Consider the following 23,304-nt stretch of genomic DNA (forward strand, 5'->3'; position numbering starts at 1 on the left):
TTCATGACGGAAACAAAAATTTACGAAGTCCTTAATTGGGCTTCTCTTTTTTTAGAAAAAGCAAATAGAGAACCAAAAGTTGCTGAGATTTTAATACAGCATCATTTAGGCTTATCTAAGCAGGAATGGCTGCTTTCTTTACGTAATCCAATATCAGAAGAAAAACATATGCAGATAAAAGCAGATATCAAAAAACATGCAGAAACAGGAATCCCTGTTCAACATTTGACCGGTTATGAAGCATTTTACGGCCGTTCCTTCGAGGTGAACAAGAATGTGTTAATTCCGCGGCCAGAAACGGAAGAACTTGTCCTCGCAATAAAGGAATACATTGGCTCGGAAACAGATCCTGTACGAATTGTTGATATCGGTACAGGCAGTGGAATTATTGCCATTACACTGGCGTTAGAATTCGGAACTGCAGAGGTGTTTGCTACAGATATTTCTTCTGAAGCACTCCAAGTTGCCAAGCGTAATGCTGATCAATTAAAAGCGGATGTTTCATTCATGAAAGGCGATTTTTTATCTCCGCTGATGAACGAAACAATCCCGTTTGATGTAATTGTTTCCAACCCACCTTATATTGCAAAATCAGAAGCAGTGGAACTTAGTGACACCGTCCGTAATTTTGATCCAGAACTAGCTCTTTTCGCGGAAGAGGATGGTTTGGCTGCATACTACATGATTATGGCACAAGTGAAAGAGATGCCTTTAAAACAGGGTACACTGCTGGCTTTTGAAATTGGTCATACACAAGGTAAACGTGTAAAAGAACGCATACAGCACATTTTTCCTGACAGTCATGTGGAAATTAAAAAGGATATAAATGGAAAGGACCGAATCATATTGGCAAGTCATTTAAGCTGATTTTAAATGCCCAAAATAGCGAAAAAATATACGTTGAATTCAAATATATATTTCTATGAAACTTGTATAAGTAAAAATCTCCTTGTCGACACTATCTCATAGATAGATGGAAGGGAGATTTTTTTAATGAAAAAATTTTGGATGGCAATAGGACTTTTATTTTTATTATTATCAATTATTCCCGTGATTAGTGTAGCAAAAGAAATGCAACATAAAGAGCTTGACTATCAGGTTATTCCGGATGAAGCAATTAGACTGCGCATTTTGGCAAATAGTGATAGTGAGAAAGATCAAGAATTAAAACATAAAGTCCGTGATGAAGTGAACGAGGTAATTACGGAATGGGTGAAAGATATTGATGATATTGAAGAAGCACGAAAGCTGATTCAGGAAAATCTTCCAGAATTGGAAGAGGTAATTAGGGACACACTAGAAAAAGAAAACAGCGATGAAGATTTTGAACTGGAATATGGGGAGAATGTATCTTTTCCAGCAAAATTATACGGAAACTATCTTTATCCAGCAGGTGAATACGAAGCGATTTTAGTAACAATTGGAGAAGGCTCCGGTGCTAACTGGTGGTGTGTTCTATTCCCGCCATTATGCTTTTTAGATTTCTTCAACGGCACTTCTGTAGCGAGTGATGAGGTAGAAGAAATAGAAGAGGAAGAAGAGGTTGAAGTAGAGTTCTTTCTATTTAAATGGTTGGGACTGTCATAGTTTTGTTTAAAGTGACATACACTTGTATTAAAGCGAAACTTTATTTGCGAATAGATCTTGCGTCAATCAGGAAATGGGCAGTCCGTTTTTCTTATACTTGCCTATTATGCAAAAACAGAAAATGACGGACATGCAAAGTGGGATTAACCATCAATATGTAAAGAATGGAGGATAAAAAATGCAAATCTACCAAGTCAAAGAAGCGAAGGTAGCGTTAATGGAGGAATTTATTCATAAGAATGAAAAGCTTTTCGGTAAAAATTTAACAAAGGAAAGTTATGTTGTAGAAATAAACGGAAGCATTGAGGGCTGTTTTAACTTGGATATGGTAGATGAATCGACTTATTGGCTGAAGCAATTGTATTTAACCAAGGAGCATGTTCAAAAATTATTTGTTGTTTTTGAATCTGTGCTGGTAATTTCTCGAGAAAATAACGTAAAATGTGTATATGTGCATAACCAGAGTCCAGTTGTGGATATCCTTTTGGAGTCTTTACAATTCAAAAGAGAAAACGATGTCACTTTTAAAAATATAAATTCAGAAAAAACAGGTAATTGGTGGGCTTATCAAGTTTCTTAGTTCGCTAAAAAAGAGAAATAGTTGCTATAACTAGACTCAATTTACTTTCTATTTGTCAAGAGGAAATTATGCACACTATTCACAAAGGGGTGTGTATAATTAGGGGATATGTGTGAGCAATCATCTTTTTGTGGATAAAAACTGTGAATAATGTGCATAAGTATGTCGAAATTCTCCTTTTTTGCGTTTCTTCTGTGTATCGACTAAAATAGATACGTAGAAAAGAGGGAACGTTATGCACACGAAGGTATGGAAAATGAATTTAACAAATATATTGGATCAAGATATACAAGAAGCAGCTGATATGCTAAAAGCAGGAGAAGTTGTTGCTTTTCCTACAGAAACAGTTTACGGACTCGGCGCAGATGCTACCAATGCAGCAGCAGTACGTAAAATATTTGCAGCAAAAGGCCGTCCACAGGATAATCCGTTGATTGCTCATGTTGCGTCTACAGAGCAATTAAAGGAGCTTGTCACATTTATTCCAAACTATGTGTATAAATTAATCGAGGCCTTTTCGCCCGGACCTTTAACATATATTTTACCAGCAAATGATTATTGCGCGGAGAATGTAAAAGCTGGTTTATCCACAATTGGCGTACGAATCCCTAGCCACCCCATTGCACTTGCATTAATTCAAGGAGCAGGGAGACCTGTTGCGGCTCCGAGTGCAAATGTATCTGGAAAACCCAGCCCAACTGCTGCAGGACATGTGTATGAGGATTTGAATGGACGAATTAGTGGATTGATAGATGGCGGGCAGACAGGTGTCGGCTTAGAATCAACAGTTATTGATTGCACAGGGGAAATTCCAGTTATTTTACGACCTGGCGGAATTACAAAAGAGCAATTAGAGCTGGAGGCAGGTACTGTTATGATGGACCCGGGCCTTGTAACGTCTGAAGACCGTCCCAAAGCGCCTGGCATGAAATATAAACATTATGCACCAGAAGTTCCACTATATTTATTTACGGGCTCTATTTCAGCTTTCCAGGATTTTGTGGATAAAGAAATACAAGCAGGAAGCAGGATTGGTGTTTTAGTATCGGATCAAACAGCTGGAATTTTCCCAGAGAACACGCATATGCACAAGCTTGGAGAAACAATAGAAGAAATTGCTTCCTCCTTATATGATGGATTACGTTTTTTTAAGCAAGCAAATGTGGATAAAATTATTTGCGAAACATTTTCAGAAGAAGGAATTGGCCAAGCTGTGATGAATCGTCTGCGAAAAGCAGCAGTTAGCGTGATTGAAAGATAAAACGGCTTATTCAATATAAAGAAAATTCATGAAAAGAAGTTATATAAATTGAATTAATAAACCTATTTTTTACGCTTGAAAAGTTTTGGGTATAAGCACAGTAACTAGCGACGGTTTTGATGGGAAGAGTAATCGCAGTCCCAAAGGAAAAGCACGGAGACTCCTATGGGAACAGGTCGAGCTGAAGATCCACTTGAAAAGTGACCTTCTTTTCAAGTTAGCTGAAGCCGTCCCCATGGAAAGCGTAGTGTTTTTCCGTAGCGAATGCCAGAAGGTAAAATATTAATTTCAAGTTATATAGAAGATAGATTTTTTAAAAACATTCATATTCTCCTTTTTTGAAGCATAAAGTGTACAAGCATGCTTCAAAGGGGATGTTATGGATGTTTTTTTCTACCGAATTAATTTCATTGGCCTTACTCGCAGTTGGTTTAAGCATGGACGCATTCTCCATCAGCTTAGGCTTAGGAATGAATAGAATGCGATTAAAACGGATTGCTATGATTGGGCTGGTGATTGGTGGCTTCCATATGCTTTTCCCAATGGCAGGCATGCTTCTCGGACATGCTTTATCAGAACAGGTTGGACAATGGACTGCATTAGCTTCAGGAATACTGTTGTTTTTTATTGGTGCGCATATGTTTTTTTCCGCTTTTCGCATCCCGGACGAATACAGGTGGCAGCCAGTTGGACTTGGGCTATGGATGTTAGCATTCAGTGTCAGTCTGGATAGTTTTACAGTAGGATTTAGCTTAGGAATTTCCGGAGTAACCATTATTTTTACGCTCGTTATATTCGGAATCGTAAGCTGTATATTCACATGGATAGGTTTGTTGTTAGGCAGACGGCTGCAGGGATTCTTTGGGACCTATAGTGAATTGTTTGGAGGAATCATTCTTTCATGCTTTGGGATTTATTTGATATTTAGTTGAGTGTAAAAAAATAAGCAGGATAAAAGGACAAAACCTTGATTATGAGATTTTACTCTTTTATCCAGCTTGCTTATGGATTTTTGAAATAAAATTACAAAATACAAGATGATAAGTTATTCAACATTTTCCCGTGGAAGCGCCCAAACAGATACACTGCCCCCATTAACTGGAAAAGTGGCAAATCCATCTTCTTCAATGGGAATATGATCGGTTCTGTTTCCCGTCAGATCAACCCAAATTTCCCCTGCACGATCTTTTCCTGCGTTCATTCTTTTTTCGCCGTCATCTCCATTAGAAATAACGACTGCACAGCCTGAACGCTCTATTTCCGGTAAGCCGTAACGGACCCAGCCAATGGTATTGGGATGATCGAAATAATCTTCTTGCTTTCCGTATGCTTTATGATAACGAGTGTAGAGAAGGGGATCAATCGCTTCTTTTTTGCCTTCGATGGGATCTTCTCCGCCAATGCCAAAATAATCTCCGTAAAAGATACATGGGAGCCCATCTTTGCGTAGTAATATAAGGGCATAAGCGATCTGTTTAAACCAATCCTCCACCCACGATTCAAGTGCTTCATCCGGTTGGGTATCATGGTTGTCCACAAAGGTTACCGCATGAAGCGGATGTGATTGAACCAATGTATGATCAAAAATCGTGGTGAGGTCAAAATTATTCCCGGATGTGGATGCGGTATATAAATTATCATGCAAAGCTACGTCAAATAAATCGATACGGTAATCGATCTGATCCAAAAAGTGTTGACATGCTTCCAGATCGTGTTTCCAGAACTCTCCTACAAAATAAAAATCATCTCCACAGTATTGGGAAATCTGTTCTACAAACATTTTTATAAAATCATGGTTAATGTGTTTTATTGCATCTAAACGGAAACCATTGCATTTTACTGTATCAGCAAACCATTTTCCCCATCGAACCATTTCCTCCTGTACATCCGGATGATTATAATCGATATTCGCAAACATCAAATAATCATAATTACCAAACTCATCGTCTACTTCTTCACTCCAAGATTTATAATCCCCTACAATTTGGAATACTCCGGTTCTATCCTCCATTGCATCATAGTCTGTCCCGTTAAAATGTTCAAATCCCCATTTGAACGAAGAGTAGCGATCATTTCGGTTTGGAAATGTGAATTTTGTCCAGCCTTCAATATCAAAGGGCTCTGAAACTTCTTCTGTCCGGTTATTTGGATCCACCTCGATAACCTGAAATACCTCAGTTTCATCTGCCCCGGCTTTATGGTTCAGCACGACATCCACATAAACGTGGATATCGTGTTCATGACAAGCTGCAACTGCATCATGCAATGCCTGTTTATTCCCGTATTTTGTACTGACCGTTCCTTTTTGATTAAATTCACCTAAGTCGTATAAATCATAGGGGGCATAACCCGTATCTTCTAGAGAAATCCCCTTTGTTACAGGGGGAATCCAAACGGAATCTATCCCTTTCTTTTTCAGTTCCGGAGCAAGCTCTTTCAGGCGATCCCAATGCAATCCATCAGCCTCTACATGCCATTCAAAGAATTGGATTATCGTATGATTTCGTTCCATATTATTTCTCCTTTCCCTCTCTGTTGATAAAGCATGTACGTATGCATATTACATTGTGAGTAGTCATAACTATAACAGCCCTTCTTCCGTTTATTTTAATCATTAAGTTTTACATTCACTTTTTTAATAAAAACGAAACCTGATATGATGGAAGAAGGTACAAAAGATTCCGAAACGGTATATGATACTTTATTTGGATATTATTCATTGATATGATAAAGAAAATCTTATTTCTTGATTTATCACGGAGAACCGCCCGTAAAACTCCCGCCACAATATAAAGAGCGAAAATAAATTTATTTAGGTGGAAGATAACGGGCGCTACCTCACTGAATCACTAAGGCTAATTCAGTGGGAGAATGAAGGAAGCAGACTAAGTTCGCGACGTCCTGGGGTTGGGGCTGCGATTACTCGCCCCATCGAAGAGCTTTTGCGATTACTCACCCCATCGAAAACCGTTGTTGCAACGTCTGCACTAGCACATCCTGGGACTGGGACTGCGATTACTCGTCCCATCGTAAAGAGTTGTGCGTCGAAAAACTCCCACTGAATGAAGTTTCGTTTTATAGGTAGAAAAAATAAACAGATCAATAATTGAATTTTCAAATCGTCATAATAAAAATAGGAGGATTCACCGAATGAATGTACTATTTGTATGCACAGGAAATACATGCCGCAGTCCGATGGCAGAAGCATTATTAAGAAATCGCGCCCAAGAAGATATTCAAGTTAGGTCTTGCGGAATAAGCGCAATGCCGGGAGCATCTGCAAGTATCCAGACAACAGAAGTGTTAGAGCGGGATGGGATTGAATTAAACCATCAAGCCACTCCAATTAGTGAAGAATTAGTGCAATGGGCAGACTTAATCCTCACAATGACCACGTCACATAAAGAAATAGTCTGGTCTAATTATCCCAAAGAAAGAAAAAAGACATATACACTTAAAGAATTTGCACTATATGCCGATATACAAATATGGAATCAATTAGAAAAAGCCTATGCAGATTTGGAAGAAAAAAGAAGTCGCTGTTTAGAGCAGCACGATTCTCACATGGATCCATTAAAACAAAGTGAGCTTTTGTATGAAGCCTGTCGTGAAGAAATTGAGGTCATTCATGATTTAAAAAGACAGCTGACAAATTCTGATATTGCGGATCCGTTTGGCGGACCGACATCGTATTACATGAAGACAAAAGAAGAAATTGAATCGTGCCTGGATCAATGGTTATCTCCTTAACCTTTTAAAGGTGAAAGAGGTATTGCAGCCTATAAAACTTCTTGAAGATATAAACAACAGATAAAGGATAAGAGAGAGATATTTCCTTTGCAAGCGCTTATTCTGTTTTTGTGCACGTCAGGTATAAGAAAAAAGAAGAACACGTTTTTCTTATAAGGCTTTGCTGACGTTATAACCAGGTTTCCACTGCTTAGGGCTGAAGCTTTATAATACCCGTATAAAGTGAAACTTCATTGAGTGGGGTTTTTCTTTATCCCCCGCTGAATGTTAGTTGAACGGATCGGGCCGTTACTGGCTGTTGGATCTCCCACTTAGAATTTTCGAGTTTCCTCTATTCTAGAAGTGGGAGTCTTACAAATCCTTTCGATGGGGCGAGTAATCGCAGCCCCAGCCAGTTACACTGCGATAAAAATGAACTAAAGGGAGTGGAAGGTTTCATGGGGAATCATTATCGATTTAGTCTTAGATTAAAGCTTGTTGTGTTTACGACCTTTTTAGCGCTTATTACCTATTCAACAAGTGCTTTTTTTATTTACATTTTATTTGATTATATACAACCTTGGATCAATATTTCGCAACAGAGCTTTGTTATTTTTACATTATTGGCTGGTGTGATATGGTCTGGAATTCTTGCTTTCTTTGCAGCAAGATGGATTACGAAACCTTTGCAAAAATTAGAACAAATCACAGGTGAAGCTGCAAAAGGAAATTTAGAAGTACGGGTAGAAATTCCGAAATCGGATGATGAGATTAAATCTTTATCGGTTGCTGTCAACAGTATGCTCCAAAGTTTAAATAGAATGGTAACAAATATTGATCAGCATTTTGAAGAAACCAATGCTACTGTTCATCAGTTAAAAGAGGCATCGAATACGGCATCAAAACATTCTGCGGCGATTGGCGAATCGATTAACGAGATTTCTGATGGTGCGGAGAATTCATCACGGGCTACACAGGAAACAGTTGGATCTATTGAAATAGCCACCGAATTAGCCAACGAGGTCCAGCATAAAGCAGAGACATCAAAAAAACAATCCCACGCTATGATTCATAGGCTGGAAGAAGGACAAAATGTAGTCAAACAATTAGTTGATGGCATTCAGCGTATCGCCGTTGAACAAGAGGTCTCTTTAGAAGACGTAAATCATTTACGCCAAAGTACGATGGAAGTGGAAGGAATTATCACTTTGGTCGGAGAGATTGCCGACCAAACCAACTTATTAGCGTTAAATGCCTCTATTGAAGCTGCCCGTGCAGGAGAACATGGGAAAGGTTTTGCTGTTGTTGCGGAAGAAGTACGAAAGCTCGCTGATCAGAGCGGAAAAGCAGTAAATGATATTTCTGAGCTGTTGCTTTCTATTCAGGAAGACGTAAAGCAGCTGGCAGTAAAAATTAATAAGAACGCAAAATCAGCACGTGAGGAAGTGAACCGTGGAGAAAATACCAATCACACTATTAGGGAGATGGGGACAACGGTAACGGAAACAGCTACGCAGGTTGATACAATTTATGAACTGGTGGAGCAGCAATTGAAATCGATTCAAAATACAGCAAATCAGTCACAGGAAGTAGCAGCTATTGCAGAAGAAACCTCTGCAGGTACGCAAGAAGTTAACGCCGCTATTCAAGAGCAAATTGTAACCATGGAACAGGTTGACGAATTAGCAAGGCAAATGGAAGAGCATGCAGGAAGCTTAAGAGAGCAGATTAAACAATTTAGCGTGAAACAAGTGTCTGAATCTACCAGTGTTACGCCAATAAACTCCTTACATCAGGAGGAGGGACCTTTAAAAGAAAACAGGCATCAAGATGTATCGTAATTTTAAAAAAATCATGATATGCTTATAGATGATTCTATTATTTGCTGTTTCAAACGAATGAACAAAAGGAATAACAAGATATACATGCAAAATAGTTGATAAAGTAAAACCTTTATTTCAACGGATATAGTTAAACTGCAATAATTTAGTAGAGGTGAGTCATAATGATAGCAGAAGACTTAGAACAAGTTATTAATCAATGGCTGGAGACGAGTATTCTGCAAAAAGATGAGATTGTTGTTATTGGGTGTTCCACAAGTGAAGTAGCTGGAAAGCCAATTGGAACAAACGGAAGTATGGAAATCGCCGAAAGTCTTTATGAGCAGATGACGAACCTTCAAAAGCAAACAGGTATTCATCTTGCTTTTCAATGCTGCGAGCATTTGAACCGTTCCCTTGTCGTTGATAGGCAGACAATGATGCAATACAATCTGGAGGAAGTTGCTGTGGTTCCTGTTCCACAAGCGGGAGGATCGATGGCGACATATGCTTATAAGTGTATGCAAGATCCTGTGGTTGTTGAAAATATAAGTGCCCATGCCGGGATAGACATTGGAGAAACAATGATTGGTATGCACTTAAAAGCCGTTGCAGTGCCGCTAAAACTGAAACAACGTACGGTTGGTCACGCCAGAATTCGAGTAGCCCGGACGCGCCCGAAATTAATTGGTGGCCATCGGGCATCTTATGGAGAGAATCCATCTAACTAATAGATTGGATTCTTTATTCCTTTCATTTTAGTTTGAACAACAAATAATAATAAATTTTACCTTATATTAGGAGGCTGTGCAGTAATGATGGAATATGTAAAACAAGCAGATAATGAAGTTTTTCAGGCAATGTTGCAAGAGAAGGAACGTCAGCATAATAAGATTGAGCTGATCGCTTCAGAAAATTTTGTATCCAAGGCAGTGATGGATGCGATGGGTTCCATACTTACCAATAAATATGCGGAAGGCTATCCCGATAAACGCTATTACGGCGGCTGTGAGTATGTAGATATAGTGGAGAACCTTGCTAGAGAACGTGCGAAAGAAATATTTGGAGCGGATCATGCCAATGTACAGCCTCACTCCGGTTCCCAAGCGAATATGGCAATATATTTTACCTTTCTGGAGCCTGGAGACACGGTATTAGGTATGAATTTAAATCACGGTGGACATTTAACGCATGGAAGCCCGGTTAACTTTAGTGGCGGTTTATACAACTTTGTGGACTATGGTGTAGATAAAGAGACCGAACAGCTGGATTATGATGCTGTACTTGAAAAAGCAAAAGAAGTAAAACCGAAATTAATCGTTGCAGGTGCAAGTGCGTATTCCCGGGGCATAGATTTTAAGAAGTTTAGAGAGATTGCGGATGCGGTTGGTGCTTATTTAATGGTTGACATGGCACATATTGCCGGTTTAGTCGCTACAGGACACCATGAAAATCCGGTTCCATATTCTGATTTTGTCACAACTACAACGCATAAAACACTTCGCGGACCACGCGGAGGAATGATTCTTTGTAAAGAAGAATATGCGAAGAAAATTGATAAAGCTATCTTCCCGGGGATTCAAGGCGGACCTTTAATGCATATTATTGCGGCTAAGGCAGTTTCCTTTAAAGAAGTATTATCCGATGATTTTAAAGCATACTCTGGGAAAATTATTGAGAATGCCAAAGCACTTGGAGAAGCTTTACAAGATGAAGGTATCCGTATCGTTTCAGGCGGAACAGACAATCATTTATTATTATTAGATGTTACACCATTAAATCTTACTGGAAAAGTAGCGGAAAAAGCGTTAGATGATGTTGGTGTAACCACAAACAAAAATACTATTCCTTTTGATACAGAAAGCCCGTTTGTCACTAGCGGTGTCCGTATTGGAACAGCAGCAGTAACAACGCGTGGATTTGGTATCAAAGAAATGAAAGAAATCGCTGCAATCATCTCTCTTACTTTAAAAAATAATGAAGACGAAGCAAAATTAAACGAAGCGAAAGAACGTGTACAAGCATTAACAGAAAAATTCCCGCTTTATAAATAAAATATCCCCAATGTGGATAACAGTTATACTATGAAAGCAGGATAATAAAAATCCGCAGAGTACCTGACTCTGCGGATTTTTATTTCTGTATAGACTGAATTATTAAATCAATCTTTTTCTCTAACATCATCAATCATTTATTATGTGGTTAAGCACTGTAACCAGCGACGGTTTTGATGTGACGAGTAATCGCAGTTCCAATCCCAGGAGTTACGGGTTTAGCCTGCAAACCACTCAGTCTCCGTGGTTGCCCTGCGCTCTGATAGGATTATACAGCAAATGAAAGAAATAACATTTTGATGAGTTGGATGAAATAGCTCGTATGAACAATCAATCATTGCTGAACATTTTTACCATACAGCAAAAAATATGTTCTACCTGATCTACCTTTTATTTGTTCAGCTATTCCACGTATAGAACATCTAACTAGCGGAGGCGGACCGTTTTGACTCCTGAGGGATCAGCACTATCTGAAGATCCACTTTTGCCAAGTGCACTTCTTGGCAAAAGTTAGCTGAAGAGCGTGCCCCTAGGAAAGCAAAACGGTCCGCCGCAGCGGTGCTATACATCTCACCTTCTATTCTTGGTCAAGGATTATCAAAAGAACGAACCACTCCTGTTTCTATATAAATGAAGTTACTTTTTATGTGCGAAAGTTGAGTATTTAATTTTTCCACAGTTACAACCAAGAAGCCTTTCTTACTCTAAAGTAAATCTATCTTTAAATTGATAGTAAAACCAGCTTGATTTCTCCTTAAATCAACGAGATAATAGAAAAAATTATAATTTTTGCAATAAACTATTATTCATTCAACAAAGTAAATTAACTTGAAAGCACATATGATTTTCAGTACAATTTGAACGATATATAAATTTAAGGAGTGATCACGTGAGTAATGTATTTGTATTTGATCATCCGTTAATTCAACATAAATTAACGTACATTCGCGATAAAAATACGGGAACAAAAGAATTTCGTGAACTTGTAGATGAAGTAGCGATGTTAATGGCTTTTGAAATTACAAGAGATTTACCAACATCTGATGTAGAAGTGGAGACACCAGTAACGACATCCAAATCAAAAGTATTAGCTGGTAAAAAACTTGGACTGGTACCGATCCTTCGTGCAGGCTTAGGAATGGTAGATGGTGTACGTAAGCTGATTCCAGCTGCAAAAGTTGGACATGTTGGTTTATATCGTGATCCAGAAACATTAAAACCTGTGGAATACTATGTTAAATTGCCGAATGATATTGAAGAGCGTGAACTGATTGTTATTGATCCAATGCTGGCAACAGGCGGTTCAGCGATTGATGCCATTGGAGCTTTAAAACAACGCGGTGCAAAAAATATTCGTTTAATGTGTCTTGTAGCTGCACCAGAAGGCGTAAAAGCAGTGCAAGAAACGCACCCGGATGTGGATATTTACTTAGCAGCATTAGACGATAGTCTTGATGACCATGGTTATATTGTTCCTGGCCTTGGGGATGCAGGAGACCGTCTATTTGGAACAAAATAAGAGAATGAAAAGCAGGCTGGAGATGGATTCTGGTCTGTTTTTTTTGTGTCCAAAAGGATTCCTTTCCACGATTGGAATGAATAACCAATATCCGTATCGTCAAAATATAAGATGAAGCAAGTTAAAAATTGTATAAAATTGCACCCAGCCACGAAAACTACTTTACAAAGGTGGAGATGTTATGTGGAAAAAGGTGCTATGTGCTCTAGCGATTTGTGTGCTGTTTATGCAAATACAATCCGTAAATATGTATGATGCAGAGACGCTTAAACAAACACTTATTATAGAAGTAGAAGGTGACCCTCATAAAGTAAAAGAAGAAATAGAAGCTTACCATCCATTTGTTAATGTCGTGGCTGTTTATGATATTGTTTTTGAAGGACTTGCTGTAGAAGGGAAGGTAGAACAATTAGCTGAGCTTGGTTCAATCGAGCAGGTGAAGACGTTTCATCAGGTGCAAACGTATCAAACATTGCCCCAAGACACAGCAAACGCCGATGTAGCTGAAAAAATGGACCCTGCTGAGCCCATACCATATGACTTGAATTCGACCGATTTTACAGGGAAAAACGTGAAAGTAGGTGTGATAGATACAGGAATTGATTATAATCATCCAGATTTACAAGATAATTATCAAGGCGGTTATGATCTGGTTGATTTTGATGAGGACCCAATGGAAACAACGCCGGAGGAAGGACATCCCACCGCGCATGGAACCCATGTAGCAGGAATTATAGCTGGTAATGGAGAGATCAACGGCGTAGCTCCTGATGCCGACATTTATTCCTATCGTGCTTTGGGACCGGGTGGATCAGGCTCATCTGTTCAAGTATTAGCAGCTATCGAAAAGGCAATAGAAGATGAGATGGACATTATTAATCTGTCCTTGGGAAACGAAGTAAATGTTCCTGACTATCCGACAAGTATGGCAGTTAACCGTGCCAGCGAACTTGGTATTATTGTTGTGATTGCAAATGGAAATAGCGGACCGGATGCATGGACAGTCGGATCACCAGCAACAGCAGATCAATCTGTATCTGTCGGAGCGTCTACAACCCCGCAGAAAGAGCCGGTGCTCGCAGATACGTTTGAAGAAACGGAAATTCCTTTAATCGAAACAGCGGGTGCTCCGCCGTGGGAGCTGGATCAATCCTATCAACTGGTAGACATGGATAATATGGAGCAAGGACAATCCTTACATGGAAAAATTGCGCTTACCAGACGAAAAGAAATTCCTTTTTTTGAATTAGCCCTACAAGCGGAAAATATGGGAGCGGAAGGCTTAATCATTTATAATTCAGAACCTGGACCGCTGCAGGCATCTGTAGAAAATAACCGGCAGCCTGTTAATATCCCGGTTGCTTCAATCCAAAAAGAGGAGGGGGAATGGTTGCAGTCGCAAATAAACCAAGGACCTTATTTTATAGATTCCGTGCAAAAAGACGCTTTATTAACCATTGCGCCCTTTAGTTCACGGGGGCCGGTTGCTGTTCAGTGGGCGATTAAGCCGGATATCTCCGCGCCGGGATCTGCTATTTGGAGTACAGTTCCGGGAGGGTATCAGGCAATGGATGGAACGAGTATGGCTTCTCCCCATGTAGCAGGAGCATTTGCTGTTTTAAAGGAAGCACATCCAGATTGGACAAATAAGCAGCTGATTGGTGCATTAAAAACAACTGCGCAGCCCTTTGAAGAAAAAGATACACGCTTAAACGGTACCACGCAGGGAATGGGATTAATGCAGTTAGACGAAGCAGTAGATCCTTCTGCCATTATTTACGATCCCCAGCTGGAATTTGGAAAACTCAATCACTATCAGGAAGAGTTTACAGAAACGGTAACCATCGAAAATAGAACAGACAAGACACAAACGTATCATTTTGAAACACCGGAGCGAAAGGATGGGCTGGTCTGGAGCTTGCCACAAACCTTCACTATTCAGCCGAAAGAGAAAAAAGAAATAACAATCAAATTATCCATGAACCGAGACCGGCTGGAAGAGGGGGTTCATGAGGACTGGCTGACGCTGCAAGCAGAAGAAGAAAATTATACTTTGCCATATATTATTGTCAATCAAGAGGCGGATCAGCCTAAAACAGCTGGTTTTGAATTCTACTTAGAGCCTTTTGAAGATGCCGAATATAAGTATCAATTTTATTTAACAGAATTCGTAAAAAGCATCGATGTCAGTTTGTATCATCCAGAAACGTTGTTATTTGAAAGAAAGTTACTGGAGGAAACGGAGCTGGAAGAAGGAGAACATGAAGGAGTCCTTACCAGAGAAGAAGCAGGGGCGCCTGGATATTACCTGGCGTTAATTACAGTAGAACTCGAAGGTGGGGAGTTTGAGCAGGTGGAAACAATGATTTTCATTGAATGAAAATATTCCCGATTATGCCTTTTTCATATATAGTCAAAAAGTCGTGTTCACAAAACTGTCATATAGAATTGGAAGCATTTGTGAATCCTTTTTCGGGAAAACGGGTTTACAAATGCTTATTTCTTAAGAATAAGCTTGATTTGGAGCGTTTTATTACGGTTACAGAAATACCTTGTATATTGCTTGGTACACGTTGACAACTCTTACAGGCGTATTGTAAACTTACTTAGTGTGGAGAAAAAGAGGAAGTAGTCAGAGCCCATAGAAAATAGATACTTTCTGAAAAGTATGTAAAACATATTTCTCTGCCTTCAATACATAGGTGCAAATAGTAAGTAACACCTCCGCATCTAAGACTACAAGTAGTATTACCCAGCAAGAAGTTCCCCAACTTGATTGAAAACGGATGCAAATCTATGTTTCTAACACGAGTTTAAGTTGACGGGCATTAGGAGTGAAATAGCATTGATGTCTAATTATGAAAGTATGATAATCCGTCAACGAAAATGGATGCTTTACTGGTTAGCAATCTTAGTACTTTGCGCTGGATTTCTACCCTATACCCGAATTTTTCTAGGTTTAATCTTAGGTAGTAGTGTTAGTCTTTATAACTTGTGGTTACTGCAATACAAGTCAAATAAACTTGGGGAAACTGTTGCAGCAGGCAGAAAGAGCAGAACTGGGCTGGGCACATTTACAAGAATGGCTGCCGCTGTCCTAGCAGTCCTCATAGCGATGCGTTTTGATGAGTATTTTCATCTTTATGCTGTAATCATAGGGATTGTTTCTTCTTATGTGGTGATGATGTTAGATTATTTCATCTACTATTTTATCTTGCGTAACGGCAAAGAAGACTAATCCTTCCAGTATTCCATTTTTACTTACAAATAGTTTTAGTAAAGGGGTGATAATTTTGGATCACGAAAATCCGATAGTACATGATGTCTTTGGGATACCAGGTGCGAATTTAAACCTTGCCAATCTTTTAATGACTGTAATTGTATCACTCATTGTGTTTGTTTTTTGTGTGTGGGGAAGCAAAAAACTGCAAATGAAACCTACAGGGATGCAGAACTTTATGGAATGGGCAGTAGAGTTTGTCAAAGGCATCATAAAAGACAACATGGATTGGAAAACAGGAAGATTATTTCTTCCGCTTGGATTGACACTTATTTTTTATATCTTAGTAAGTAACCTTGTAGGTGTAGCTACTGTCGGGGTAGTTGGACATGATTTATGGTGGAAATCCCCGACTGCAGATCCAGTGATGACATTGACACTATCTGTAATGGTTATTCTATTAACGCATTACTATGGCATAAAAATCCGGGGGACCAAATCATACTTAAAAACATTCGTAAGTCCCGTACCGCTCATGTTGCCGTTTAAAATTGTTGAAGAATTCACAAACACCTTAACATTAGGTCTTCGTTTATTCGGTAATATTTATGCAGGTGAAATTCTATTAGGTCTACTGATTGGACTGGCAACATCATCTGTATTCGGATTTTTCGGAGCAGCACTTCCAACACTCGCTTGGATGGGCTTCAAGCTCTTCATCGGTACTATTCAGGTTTATGTATTTGTTATGTTAACAATGGTGTATATGTCTCATAAAGTGAGCGAAGACCATTAAATAAAACTATTATATTTTTTTACACATAAAAAGGAGGAAATTATTCATGGGAGCTTTAGCAGCAGCAATCGCAATTGGACTAGCAGCATTAGGTGCAGGTCTTGGTAACGGTATGATCGTAAGTAAAACAGTAGAGGGGATCGCCCGTCAGCCGGAATTAAGAGGTCCGCTTCAAGGAACAATGTTTATCGGGGTAGCATTAGTTGAGGCGATTCCGATTATCGCAGCAGTTATCGCGTTTATGGTAATTGGCGGTTAATTTTTCAGAAATATAATGGCGAAGTTTATCTCAGGGAGAATCTTCGCCATTCCTTTATGCAGGAATAGCAGTTCAGAAAAATAATGCGATATTTTCATGCTTTATAAATGAAATAGAGAAGGAAGCTTCTCTATTATAGCGATAACGTCTTAGCGAAAGGAGTGGAATTCGTGCATTCATATACTGATTTATTGATACTTGGAGCTGAAATCGGCGGACTGCAATGGGTAGACATGCTCGTTCAGCTGTTCTTCTTCATTGTACTCCTTGCATTACTGAAAAAATTCGCCTGGGGTCCATTGATGAATATGATGGAAAAACGTGAGCAGTACGTGGCGAATGAAATCGAAGAAGCAGAAAAAAGCAGAGCTGATGCAGAAAAAGCTTCTCAGGATGCAGCTGAACAGCTCAATCAGGTAAGAGCAGAAGCTCAAAAAATGATTGAAGATGCAAAAGCAGCTGGTGCAAAGCAAGAGGAGCAAATTATTGAATCTGCGAAGAAAGAAGCAGAACGCATTAAAGAGGCTGCACAGGCAGATATTCAAAATGAGAAAGAAAGAGCTATCGAAGCGTTACAAGATAAAGTCGCATCTCTATCTGTATTAATTGCAAGTAAAGTCATTGAAAAAGAACTAAGTGAGCAGGATCAAGAGAAACTGATCAACGAATACATTAAAGAGGTAGGAGAAGAGCGATGAGTGATGTAGTAGTTGCTAAACGATACGCAGATGCTCTTTTCAGACTTGGAGTAGAACAACAAAAATTAGAACAGCTTGTTGCAGATTTTAGAATCGTGCAGCCTGTTTTTCAGAATGATAAGAAATTAGCTAAATTCCTGACGCATCCAAAGATTGATAATGCAAAAAAGAAACAGCTTGTAGTTGAAGCATTCCAAGGGAGCGACCCGATCGTTTTGAATACACTTCAATTACTGGTAGATCGCCATAGAACATCGATCATTCCAACCATTATCGACGAATTTATTTCTTTAGTAAATGATGCAAAAGGAATGGCAGATGCTACTGTTTATTCGACAAGAAATTTATCGGATGAGGAAAAAAGTCATTTAGAGCGTTCCTTAGCTGTCCGATTAGGAAAAACCGCAGTTCAACTTACTAACATCGTCGATCCGTCAATTCTTGGCGGCGTGAAAATCAGAATCGGAAATACGATTTATGACGGTACGGTAAAAGGGAAGCTTAATCGAATTTCCCGTAGTATTGTGTCTGCTAATAAATGATGATAGGGGTGAAATGGTATGAGCATTAATGCTGAAGAAATTAGTACGCTGATAAAAAAGCAAATTGAAAATTTTGATTCAGACATAGAAGTTACTGATGTTGGAACAGTTATTGAAGTCGGGGACGGGATTGCACGTGCACACGGACTTGATAATGCAATGGCTGGAGAGTTACTTGAGTTTTCTAATGGAGTAATGGGCTTGGCCCAGAACTTAGAGGAAAGTAATGTAGGTATCGTTATTCTTGGACCTTTTGAAGGAATTAAAGAAGGTGACGAAGTTCGTCGCACAGGCCGCATCATGCAAGTACCGGCTGGAGAGGAACTTTTGGGGCGCGTGGTAAACCCATTAGGTCAGCCAATTGATGGACAAGGTGCAATTGAAACTTCAAAAACACGTCCAATTGAAGCACAGGCACCGGGCGTAATGGATCGTAAATCAGTTGATGAACCATTACAAACAGGCCTTAAAGCGATTGACGCACTTGTACCAATTGGACGCGGACAGCGTGAGTTAATCATCGGAGACCGTCAAACAGGTAAAACAACGGTAGCTGTTGATACCATCTTGAACCAAGGCGACCAGGATATGATTTGTATTTACGTCGCAATCGGTCAAAAAGAATCAACTGTCCGTGCTACAGTAGAAACATTCCGTAAGCATGGCGCATTAGATTATACAATTGTAGTATCTGCAGGCGCATCTGATCCGGCTCCATTACTATACTTAGCACCGTATGCGGGCGTAGCGATGGGTGAAGAGTTCATGTACAACGGCAAGCATGTGCTTGTTGTTTATGATGATTTATCAAAACAAGCGGTTGCTTACCGTGAACTTTCCCTATTACTTCGTCGTCCGCCAGGCCGTGAAGCATTCCCGGGAGATGTATTCTATCTGCATTCACGTTTATTAGAGCGTGCAGCTAAGTTAAGTGACGCTAAAGGCGGCGGTTCTTTAACAGCCTTGCCGTTTGTTGAAACACAGGCTGGGGATATCTCAGCTTATATCCCAACCAACGTTATTTCCATTACAGATGGTCAGATTTTCTTACAATCCGACTTATTCTTCTCAGGGGTACGCCCTGCGATCAACCCGGGTCTATCTGTATCACGTGTAGGTGGTTCTGCACAGATTAAAGCGATGAAAAAAGTTGCTGGTACACTTCGTCTTGATTTGGCATCATTCCGTGAGCTGGAAGCATTCTCACAATTTGGTTCCGATCTTGACAAAGCAACACAAGCGAAACTTAATCGCGGACAGCGCACGGTTGAAATGTTGAAGCAAGGACTTCATAAACCAATGGTCGTTGAAAAACAGGTTGCTATTATCTATGCGCTGACAAGAGGGTTCTTAGATGATATTCCTGTAGAAGATATTCTGCGTTTTGAAGAAGAAATGAATATCTGGATAGAACATAATAAAAATGATATTTTCACAACGATTCGAGAAACAGGTAACCTTCCAGATGAAAAAGAATTTAATGAAGCAATTGAAAGCTTTAAGAATACATTCTTACCGTCTAATCAATAAGATGTCTGGGATATTAAAGTATAAGAACAGTCTTTAAGATGTATGTTCAAAAAGTATACAGAAATTCGTAGTGTCATTCTGTAGAACTTTTTGAACATCCTCTTAGAAGACGGACCGGAGCATATCCGGTCCACATTCCTTATAGGAAAGTGTGGTGAAAAGTTTGGCATCACTTAGAGAATTAAAAGGAAGAATTGACTCTACAAAGAAAACAAAACAAATCACGGGAGCCATGGAGCTTGTATCTGCATCGAAAATGTCGAAAGCAGAACAAAATGCCCGGGGGTTTGTACCTTACGCAGAAAAGCTGCAGGAAGTAGTGGGAAGTATTGCTAATTCCAATACAGATGTGCAGCATCCCATGCTTGTAAAACGTGAAGTGAAGAAAACAGGATACCTGATTATCACTTCAGACCGTGGCTTAGTAGGAGCTTATAATAGTCATATTTTAAGAAACCTTGTAAGTAAAATTGAAGAGAAGCACGCTTCAAAGGATGAATACACCATCATTGTTATTGGAAGAAAAGGGTATGACTTTTGCCGCAAACGTGGTCTTCCGGTTGCTCAAAGTATATTGGGAGTAGCGGATCACCCTACATTTGCCGATGTAAAAAGCCTTGCTTCTGAAACAGTACAAATGTATGCAGACCAAGAAATTGATGAACTTCACATTATATATAATCATTATGTAAGTGCCATTTCTCAAGTAGTCACAGATAAACAGCTATTACCTATTGAACATATAGAGGATCAGGATGCTTCTACATCTGATTATGAATTTGATCCGAATCAGGAAGAAATTCTGGAGGTACTTCTGCCTCAATATGCAGAAAGCTTGATTTTCGGTGCATTACTTGATGGAAAAGCAAGTGAGCACGCTGCAAGTATGACTGCAATGCGTAGTGCAACAGATAATGCAAATGAATTAATTGGTGATTTAGAACTTTCATATAACCGTGCACGTCAAGCAGCTATTACCCAGGAGATTACCGAGATTGTCGGCGGTGTAGCAGCACTTGAATAGTCACACAGGTAAGTTAAGTTAGGAGGGAAACAGATGACAAAAGGACGCGTAACACAGCTGATGGGACCGGTCGTTGACGTACGTTTTGAAGATGGTCAGCTCCCTGCTGTAAACAATGCATTAGTAGTACGCAGTGAACAGCCGGGTGAAGATTTAACATTGGAAGTAGCACTTCATCTTGGTGATCACAGTGTTCGTACCATTGCGATGTCCTCTACAGATGGTTTCCAGCGTGGAGCAGAGGTTGAAGATTTAGGTCGGCCTATTTCTGTACCTGTTGGAGACATTACATTAGGACGAGTATTTAATGTTTTAGGTGAAAAAATTGATTTAGATGAGCCATTGCCGGAAGGTACCCGTTTAGACCCGATTCACCGCGGATCACCAGCTTTTGAAAATCTGTCTACAGAAACAGAAATTCTGGAAACAGGAATCAAGGTCGTTGATTTGCTTGCCCCATATACCAAGGGTGGTAAAATCGGTCTCTTTGGTGGAGCCGGCGTAGGGAAGACAGTATTAATTCAGGAATTAATCAATAATATCGCACAGGAACATGGTGGTATTTCAGTTTTCGCGGGTGTTGGAGAGCGTACCCGTGAAGGAAATGACCTTTACTATGAAATGAGCGACTCCGGCGTAATCTCGAAAACGGCGATGGTGTTCGGTCAAATGAACGAACCGCCTGGTGCACGTATGCGTGTTGCACTGACTGGACTTACCATGGCGGAATATTTCCGTGATGAACAAGGTCAGGACGTACTACTGTTTATCGACAATATTTTCCGTTTTACACAGGCAGGTACGGAGGTATCCGCACTTCTTGGACGTATGCCGTCAGCCGTTGGTTATCAGCCGACACTTGCAACGGAAATGGGTCAATTACAGGAACGTATTACAACAACAGATAAAGGTTCTGTAACATCTATCCAAGCTATTTATGTTCCTGCAGATGATTATACCGATCCGGCACCGGCAACTGCTTTTGCCCACTTGGATGCAACGACAAACTTAGATCGTAAGCTTTCTGAGCAAGGTATCTACCCTGCCGTGGATCCATTAGCATCTACTTCCCGTGCGCTTGATCCGGAAGTAGTAGGAGAAGAACATTATCAAGTTGCAACAGGTGTGCAGCAAACTCTTCAAAAATACCGTGAATTGCAAGATATTATTGCAATCCTGGGTATGGATGAGCTGAGTGATGAGGACAAGCTGGTCGTTTCTCGTGCACGCCGTATCCAATTCTTCTTATCGCAAAACTTCCACGTTGCTGAGCAATTCACCGGGCAGCCTGGTTCATATGTTCCAGTAAACGAAACGGTTCAAGGCTTTAAACAAATTCTTGAAGGAAAGTACGATGACCTTCCAGAGGATGCCTTCCGCCTTGTTGGACGTATTGAAGAAGTAGTCGAAAAAGCAAAAGCTTCGGAATAATAGACAGCTGAGGATGATTCATGAATAATGCTTTTTTAAAAGGTACGGTATGCAATTTACGAAACTTTTTAAATCTCATTTAATAATGCATCATCCTTCCGGCTATTAGCCAGCTGTAGGAGGGGTAAACATTGAGTACATTAGAAGTAAGTGTCGTCACTCCTGAAGGTCCGATTCTGGAAGATAGCTTTGATATGGTTGTCTGTAAAGCGGAAACCGGGGAAATCGGTATCATGCCCAAACATATCCCGCTTGTCACTCCGCTGCAGATCAGCATTGCCCGTTTGAAAAAAGCAGGTGATACAAAGCAGGTTGCCATCAGCGGAGGTTTTATGGAAGTACAGCCTGATAAAGTTACGATCCTGGCACAATCTGCTGAAACAGCTGATCATATCGACGTTCTTCGTGCAAAGGAAGCAAAGGAACGTGCAGAGAGACGTCTTCAGGAAAAAAGCGATACAATAGATAAAGTTCGTGCTGAATATGCATTAAGACGGGCGATTAATCGTCTGGAAATCACAAATTCATAAAACGAAACTTCACTCAGTGGGAACTTTGTTCTTTTCCCACATTATTATCATTAGCCTGAGTCGATCAGGAAATTAGTACTTGTTATCTCCCGTTTAAATAGTTTAAATTTAAGATGGGAGTTATACGGACAGCTATTTGTGATAAGAAAAGTTTCAATAAACTCCCTGCCAAATAAATGGATAGGGGGTTTATTTTTGACCTCCGAGTTGATTTCCACGATAGGAAAGTTTAAAAAATGATCAAATGAAGAGGCTGGCATAAAAAGAAGTGTTTTATCTTAACCTCAATAATAAATCAACATAAAATGACACGAATACTTATCCAAAAGTGGTTTACAGTAAGAAAATAAAAAGAAATATGTTATAATTTCCCGGGAAATGATTTAACGGAAATTGTATTCTGCAATATTAGACAAATTTATTCTGAAAGGAGACTTTTATGTTTTCAGCAAGTCAATTAGCTTTAATCAGTATCTTCTCACACATCATGTTTATTTATTTGACATGGAAAGTTGTTACTGCAATTCGTATCGAGACAATATTCAAAAAAGGAAGATCTGCAGAAGCTAGAGTTTTTCTTCTATTTATCACGATTATGATTGGGACAGGTGTAAGCAGGTTCTTTCTTGATATATTACAGTGGTCTGGAGATTTAATATATCTTTTTTCTTCTATACACGTATTGATATAAAAACTTCTGTCAAAACTAAGATTAATAGATTTG

General features: G+C 39.6%; 23 protein-coding genes. 21 read left to right on the forward strand and 2 right to left on the reverse strand.

Going from position 1 to position 23,304, the window contains the following annotated elements; all coding sequences use genetic code 11:
- The first annotated feature begins 3 nt into the window (after positions 1-3).
- The 5 genes from prmC to BN986_RS03505 all read left to right on the forward strand — a co-directional run bounded on the left by prmC (position 4) and on the right by BN986_RS03505 (position 4,360).
- Positions 4-867, forward strand: coding sequence for a peptide chain release factor N(5)-glutamine methyltransferase (gene prmC, locus BN986_RS03485; protein ID WP_040978248.1), 864 nt, complete (start codon positions 4-6; stop codon positions 865-867).
- 126 nt (positions 868-993) lie between these two features.
- Positions 994-1,587: a stage II sporulation protein R gene (gene spoIIR, locus BN986_RS03490; RefSeq protein ID WP_040978249.1), complete on the forward strand. Its 594-nt coding sequence runs from the start codon at positions 994-996 to the stop codon at positions 1,585-1,587.
- A 178-nt stretch (positions 1,588-1,765) separates the two neighbouring features.
- Positions 1,766-2,167 carry a hypothetical protein gene (locus BN986_RS03495; RefSeq protein WP_040978250.1) on the forward strand — a complete coding sequence of 134 codons (402 nt, stop codon included), beginning with the start codon at positions 1,766-1,768 and terminating at the stop codon, positions 2,165-2,167.
- A gap of 235 nt (positions 2,168-2,402) precedes the next feature.
- Entirely contained in the window at positions 2,403-3,428 is a 1,026-nt protein-coding gene (locus tag BN986_RS03500) for an L-threonylcarbamoyladenylate synthase (protein ID WP_040978251.1), read from the forward strand.
- Positions 3,429-3,811: 383 nt separating this feature from the next.
- Complete coding sequence (locus tag BN986_RS03505) at positions 3,812-4,360, forward strand: manganese efflux pump MntP (RefSeq protein WP_040978252.1); 549 nt, start codon at positions 3,812-3,814, stop codon at positions 4,358-4,360.
- Positions 4,361-4,473: 113 nt separating this feature from the next.
- Here the strand turns inward: BN986_RS03505 and BN986_RS03510 are convergent, their stop codons facing one another.
- Together BN986_RS03510 and BN986_RS27305 are read right to left on the reverse strand one after the other, a co-directional pair.
- A complete protein-coding gene (locus BN986_RS03510) occupies positions 4,474-5,940 on the reverse strand; it encodes an alpha-amylase (RefSeq protein WP_040978253.1) in 1,467 nt (488 codons plus the stop codon).
- Positions 5,941-6,288: 348 nt separating this feature from the next.
- Positions 6,289-6,456 carry a hypothetical protein gene (locus tag BN986_RS27305; protein ID WP_187378517.1) on the reverse strand — a complete coding sequence of 56 codons (168 nt, stop codon included), beginning with the start codon at positions 6,454-6,456 and terminating at the stop codon, positions 6,289-6,291.
- A gap of 122 nt (positions 6,457-6,578) precedes the next feature.
- Here BN986_RS27305 and BN986_RS03515 point away from each other — a divergent pair, with 122 nt between their 5' ends.
- From BN986_RS03515 to BN986_RS03590, 16 genes are all read left to right on the forward strand, one after another.
- Positions 6,579-7,178, forward strand: a complete 600-nt coding sequence (locus BN986_RS03515) for a low molecular weight protein arginine phosphatase (protein ID WP_040978254.1) — start codon at positions 6,579-6,581, stop codon at positions 7,176-7,178.
- Positions 7,179-7,615: 437 nt separating this feature from the next.
- A complete protein-coding gene (locus BN986_RS03520; protein ID WP_040978255.1) occupies positions 7,616-8,998 on the forward strand; it encodes a methyl-accepting chemotaxis protein in 1,383 nt (460 codons plus the stop codon).
- A gap of 164 nt (positions 8,999-9,162) precedes the next feature.
- Entirely contained in the window at positions 9,163-9,708 is a 546-nt protein-coding gene (locus tag BN986_RS03525) for a TIGR01440 family protein (RefSeq protein ID WP_074435606.1), read from the forward strand.
- A gap of 87 nt (positions 9,709-9,795) precedes the next feature.
- Positions 9,796-11,031 (forward strand): serine hydroxymethyltransferase, encoded by a 1,236-nt coding sequence (locus tag BN986_RS03530; RefSeq protein WP_040979152.1) that lies wholly within the window; start codon positions 9,796-9,798, stop codon positions 11,029-11,031.
- 889 nt (positions 11,032-11,920) lie between these two features.
- Complete coding sequence (gene upp, locus BN986_RS03535) at positions 11,921-12,550, forward strand: uracil phosphoribosyltransferase (RefSeq protein WP_040978257.1); 630 nt, start codon at positions 11,921-11,923, stop codon at positions 12,548-12,550.
- 226 nt (positions 12,551-12,776) lie between these two features.
- Complete coding sequence (locus BN986_RS03540; protein WP_081922146.1) at positions 12,777-14,930, forward strand: S8 family serine peptidase; 2,154 nt, start codon at positions 12,777-12,779, stop codon at positions 14,928-14,930.
- Between the two features lie 468 nt (positions 14,931-15,398).
- Positions 15,399-15,788 carry an ATP synthase subunit I gene (locus BN986_RS03545; RefSeq protein ID WP_040978259.1) on the forward strand — a complete coding sequence of 130 codons (390 nt, stop codon included), beginning with the start codon at positions 15,399-15,401 and terminating at the stop codon, positions 15,786-15,788.
- A gap of 55 nt (positions 15,789-15,843) precedes the next feature.
- Positions 15,844-16,566, forward strand: coding sequence for a F0F1 ATP synthase subunit A (atpB, locus tag BN986_RS03550; RefSeq protein WP_040978260.1), 723 nt, complete (start codon positions 15,844-15,846; stop codon positions 16,564-16,566).
- A gap of 46 nt (positions 16,567-16,612) precedes the next feature.
- Positions 16,613-16,825, forward strand: coding sequence for a F0F1 ATP synthase subunit C (gene atpE / locus BN986_RS03555; protein WP_040978261.1), 213 nt, complete (start codon positions 16,613-16,615; stop codon positions 16,823-16,825).
- 170 nt (positions 16,826-16,995) lie between these two features.
- Positions 16,996-17,523 (forward strand): F0F1 ATP synthase subunit B, encoded by a 528-nt coding sequence (locus BN986_RS03560; protein WP_040978262.1) that lies wholly within the window; start codon positions 16,996-16,998, stop codon positions 17,521-17,523.
- Entirely contained in the window at positions 17,520-18,065 is a 546-nt protein-coding gene (locus tag BN986_RS03565; RefSeq protein WP_040978264.1) for a F0F1 ATP synthase subunit delta, read from the forward strand. The genes BN986_RS03560 and BN986_RS03565 overlap by 4 nt, the downstream gene beginning before the upstream one ends.
- A gap of 18 nt (positions 18,066-18,083) precedes the next feature.
- The gene (gene atpA / locus BN986_RS03570; protein ID WP_040978265.1) at positions 18,084-19,595 is read left to right on the forward strand and encodes a F0F1 ATP synthase subunit alpha; all 1,512 of its coding nucleotides are present in this window, start codon (positions 18,084-18,086) and stop codon (positions 19,593-19,595) included.
- Between the two features lie 163 nt (positions 19,596-19,758).
- Positions 19,759-20,619, forward strand: a complete 861-nt coding sequence (atpG, locus tag BN986_RS03575; RefSeq protein WP_040979153.1) for an ATP synthase F1 subunit gamma — start codon at positions 19,759-19,761, stop codon at positions 20,617-20,619.
- Between the two features lie 33 nt (positions 20,620-20,652).
- Positions 20,653-22,050, forward strand: coding sequence for a F0F1 ATP synthase subunit beta (gene atpD, locus BN986_RS03580; RefSeq protein ID WP_040978266.1), 1,398 nt, complete (start codon positions 20,653-20,655; stop codon positions 22,048-22,050).
- A 131-nt stretch (positions 22,051-22,181) separates the two neighbouring features.
- Positions 22,182-22,580, forward strand: coding sequence for a F0F1 ATP synthase subunit epsilon (locus tag BN986_RS03585; RefSeq protein ID WP_040978267.1), 399 nt, complete (start codon positions 22,182-22,184; stop codon positions 22,578-22,580).
- A 439-nt stretch (positions 22,581-23,019) separates the two neighbouring features.
- Positions 23,020-23,271: a DUF1146 family protein gene (locus BN986_RS03590; RefSeq protein WP_040978269.1), complete on the forward strand. Its 252-nt coding sequence runs from the start codon at positions 23,020-23,022 to the stop codon at positions 23,269-23,271.
- The last annotated feature ends 33 nt before the right edge of the window (positions 23,272-23,304 follow it).

Origin of the sequence: Oceanobacillus jeddahensis, assembly GCF_000750635.1 — a bacterium.
In the GTDB taxonomy this organism is placed as follows: domain Bacteria; phylum Bacillota; class Bacilli; order Bacillales; family Amphibacillaceae; genus Oceanobacillus; species Oceanobacillus jeddahense.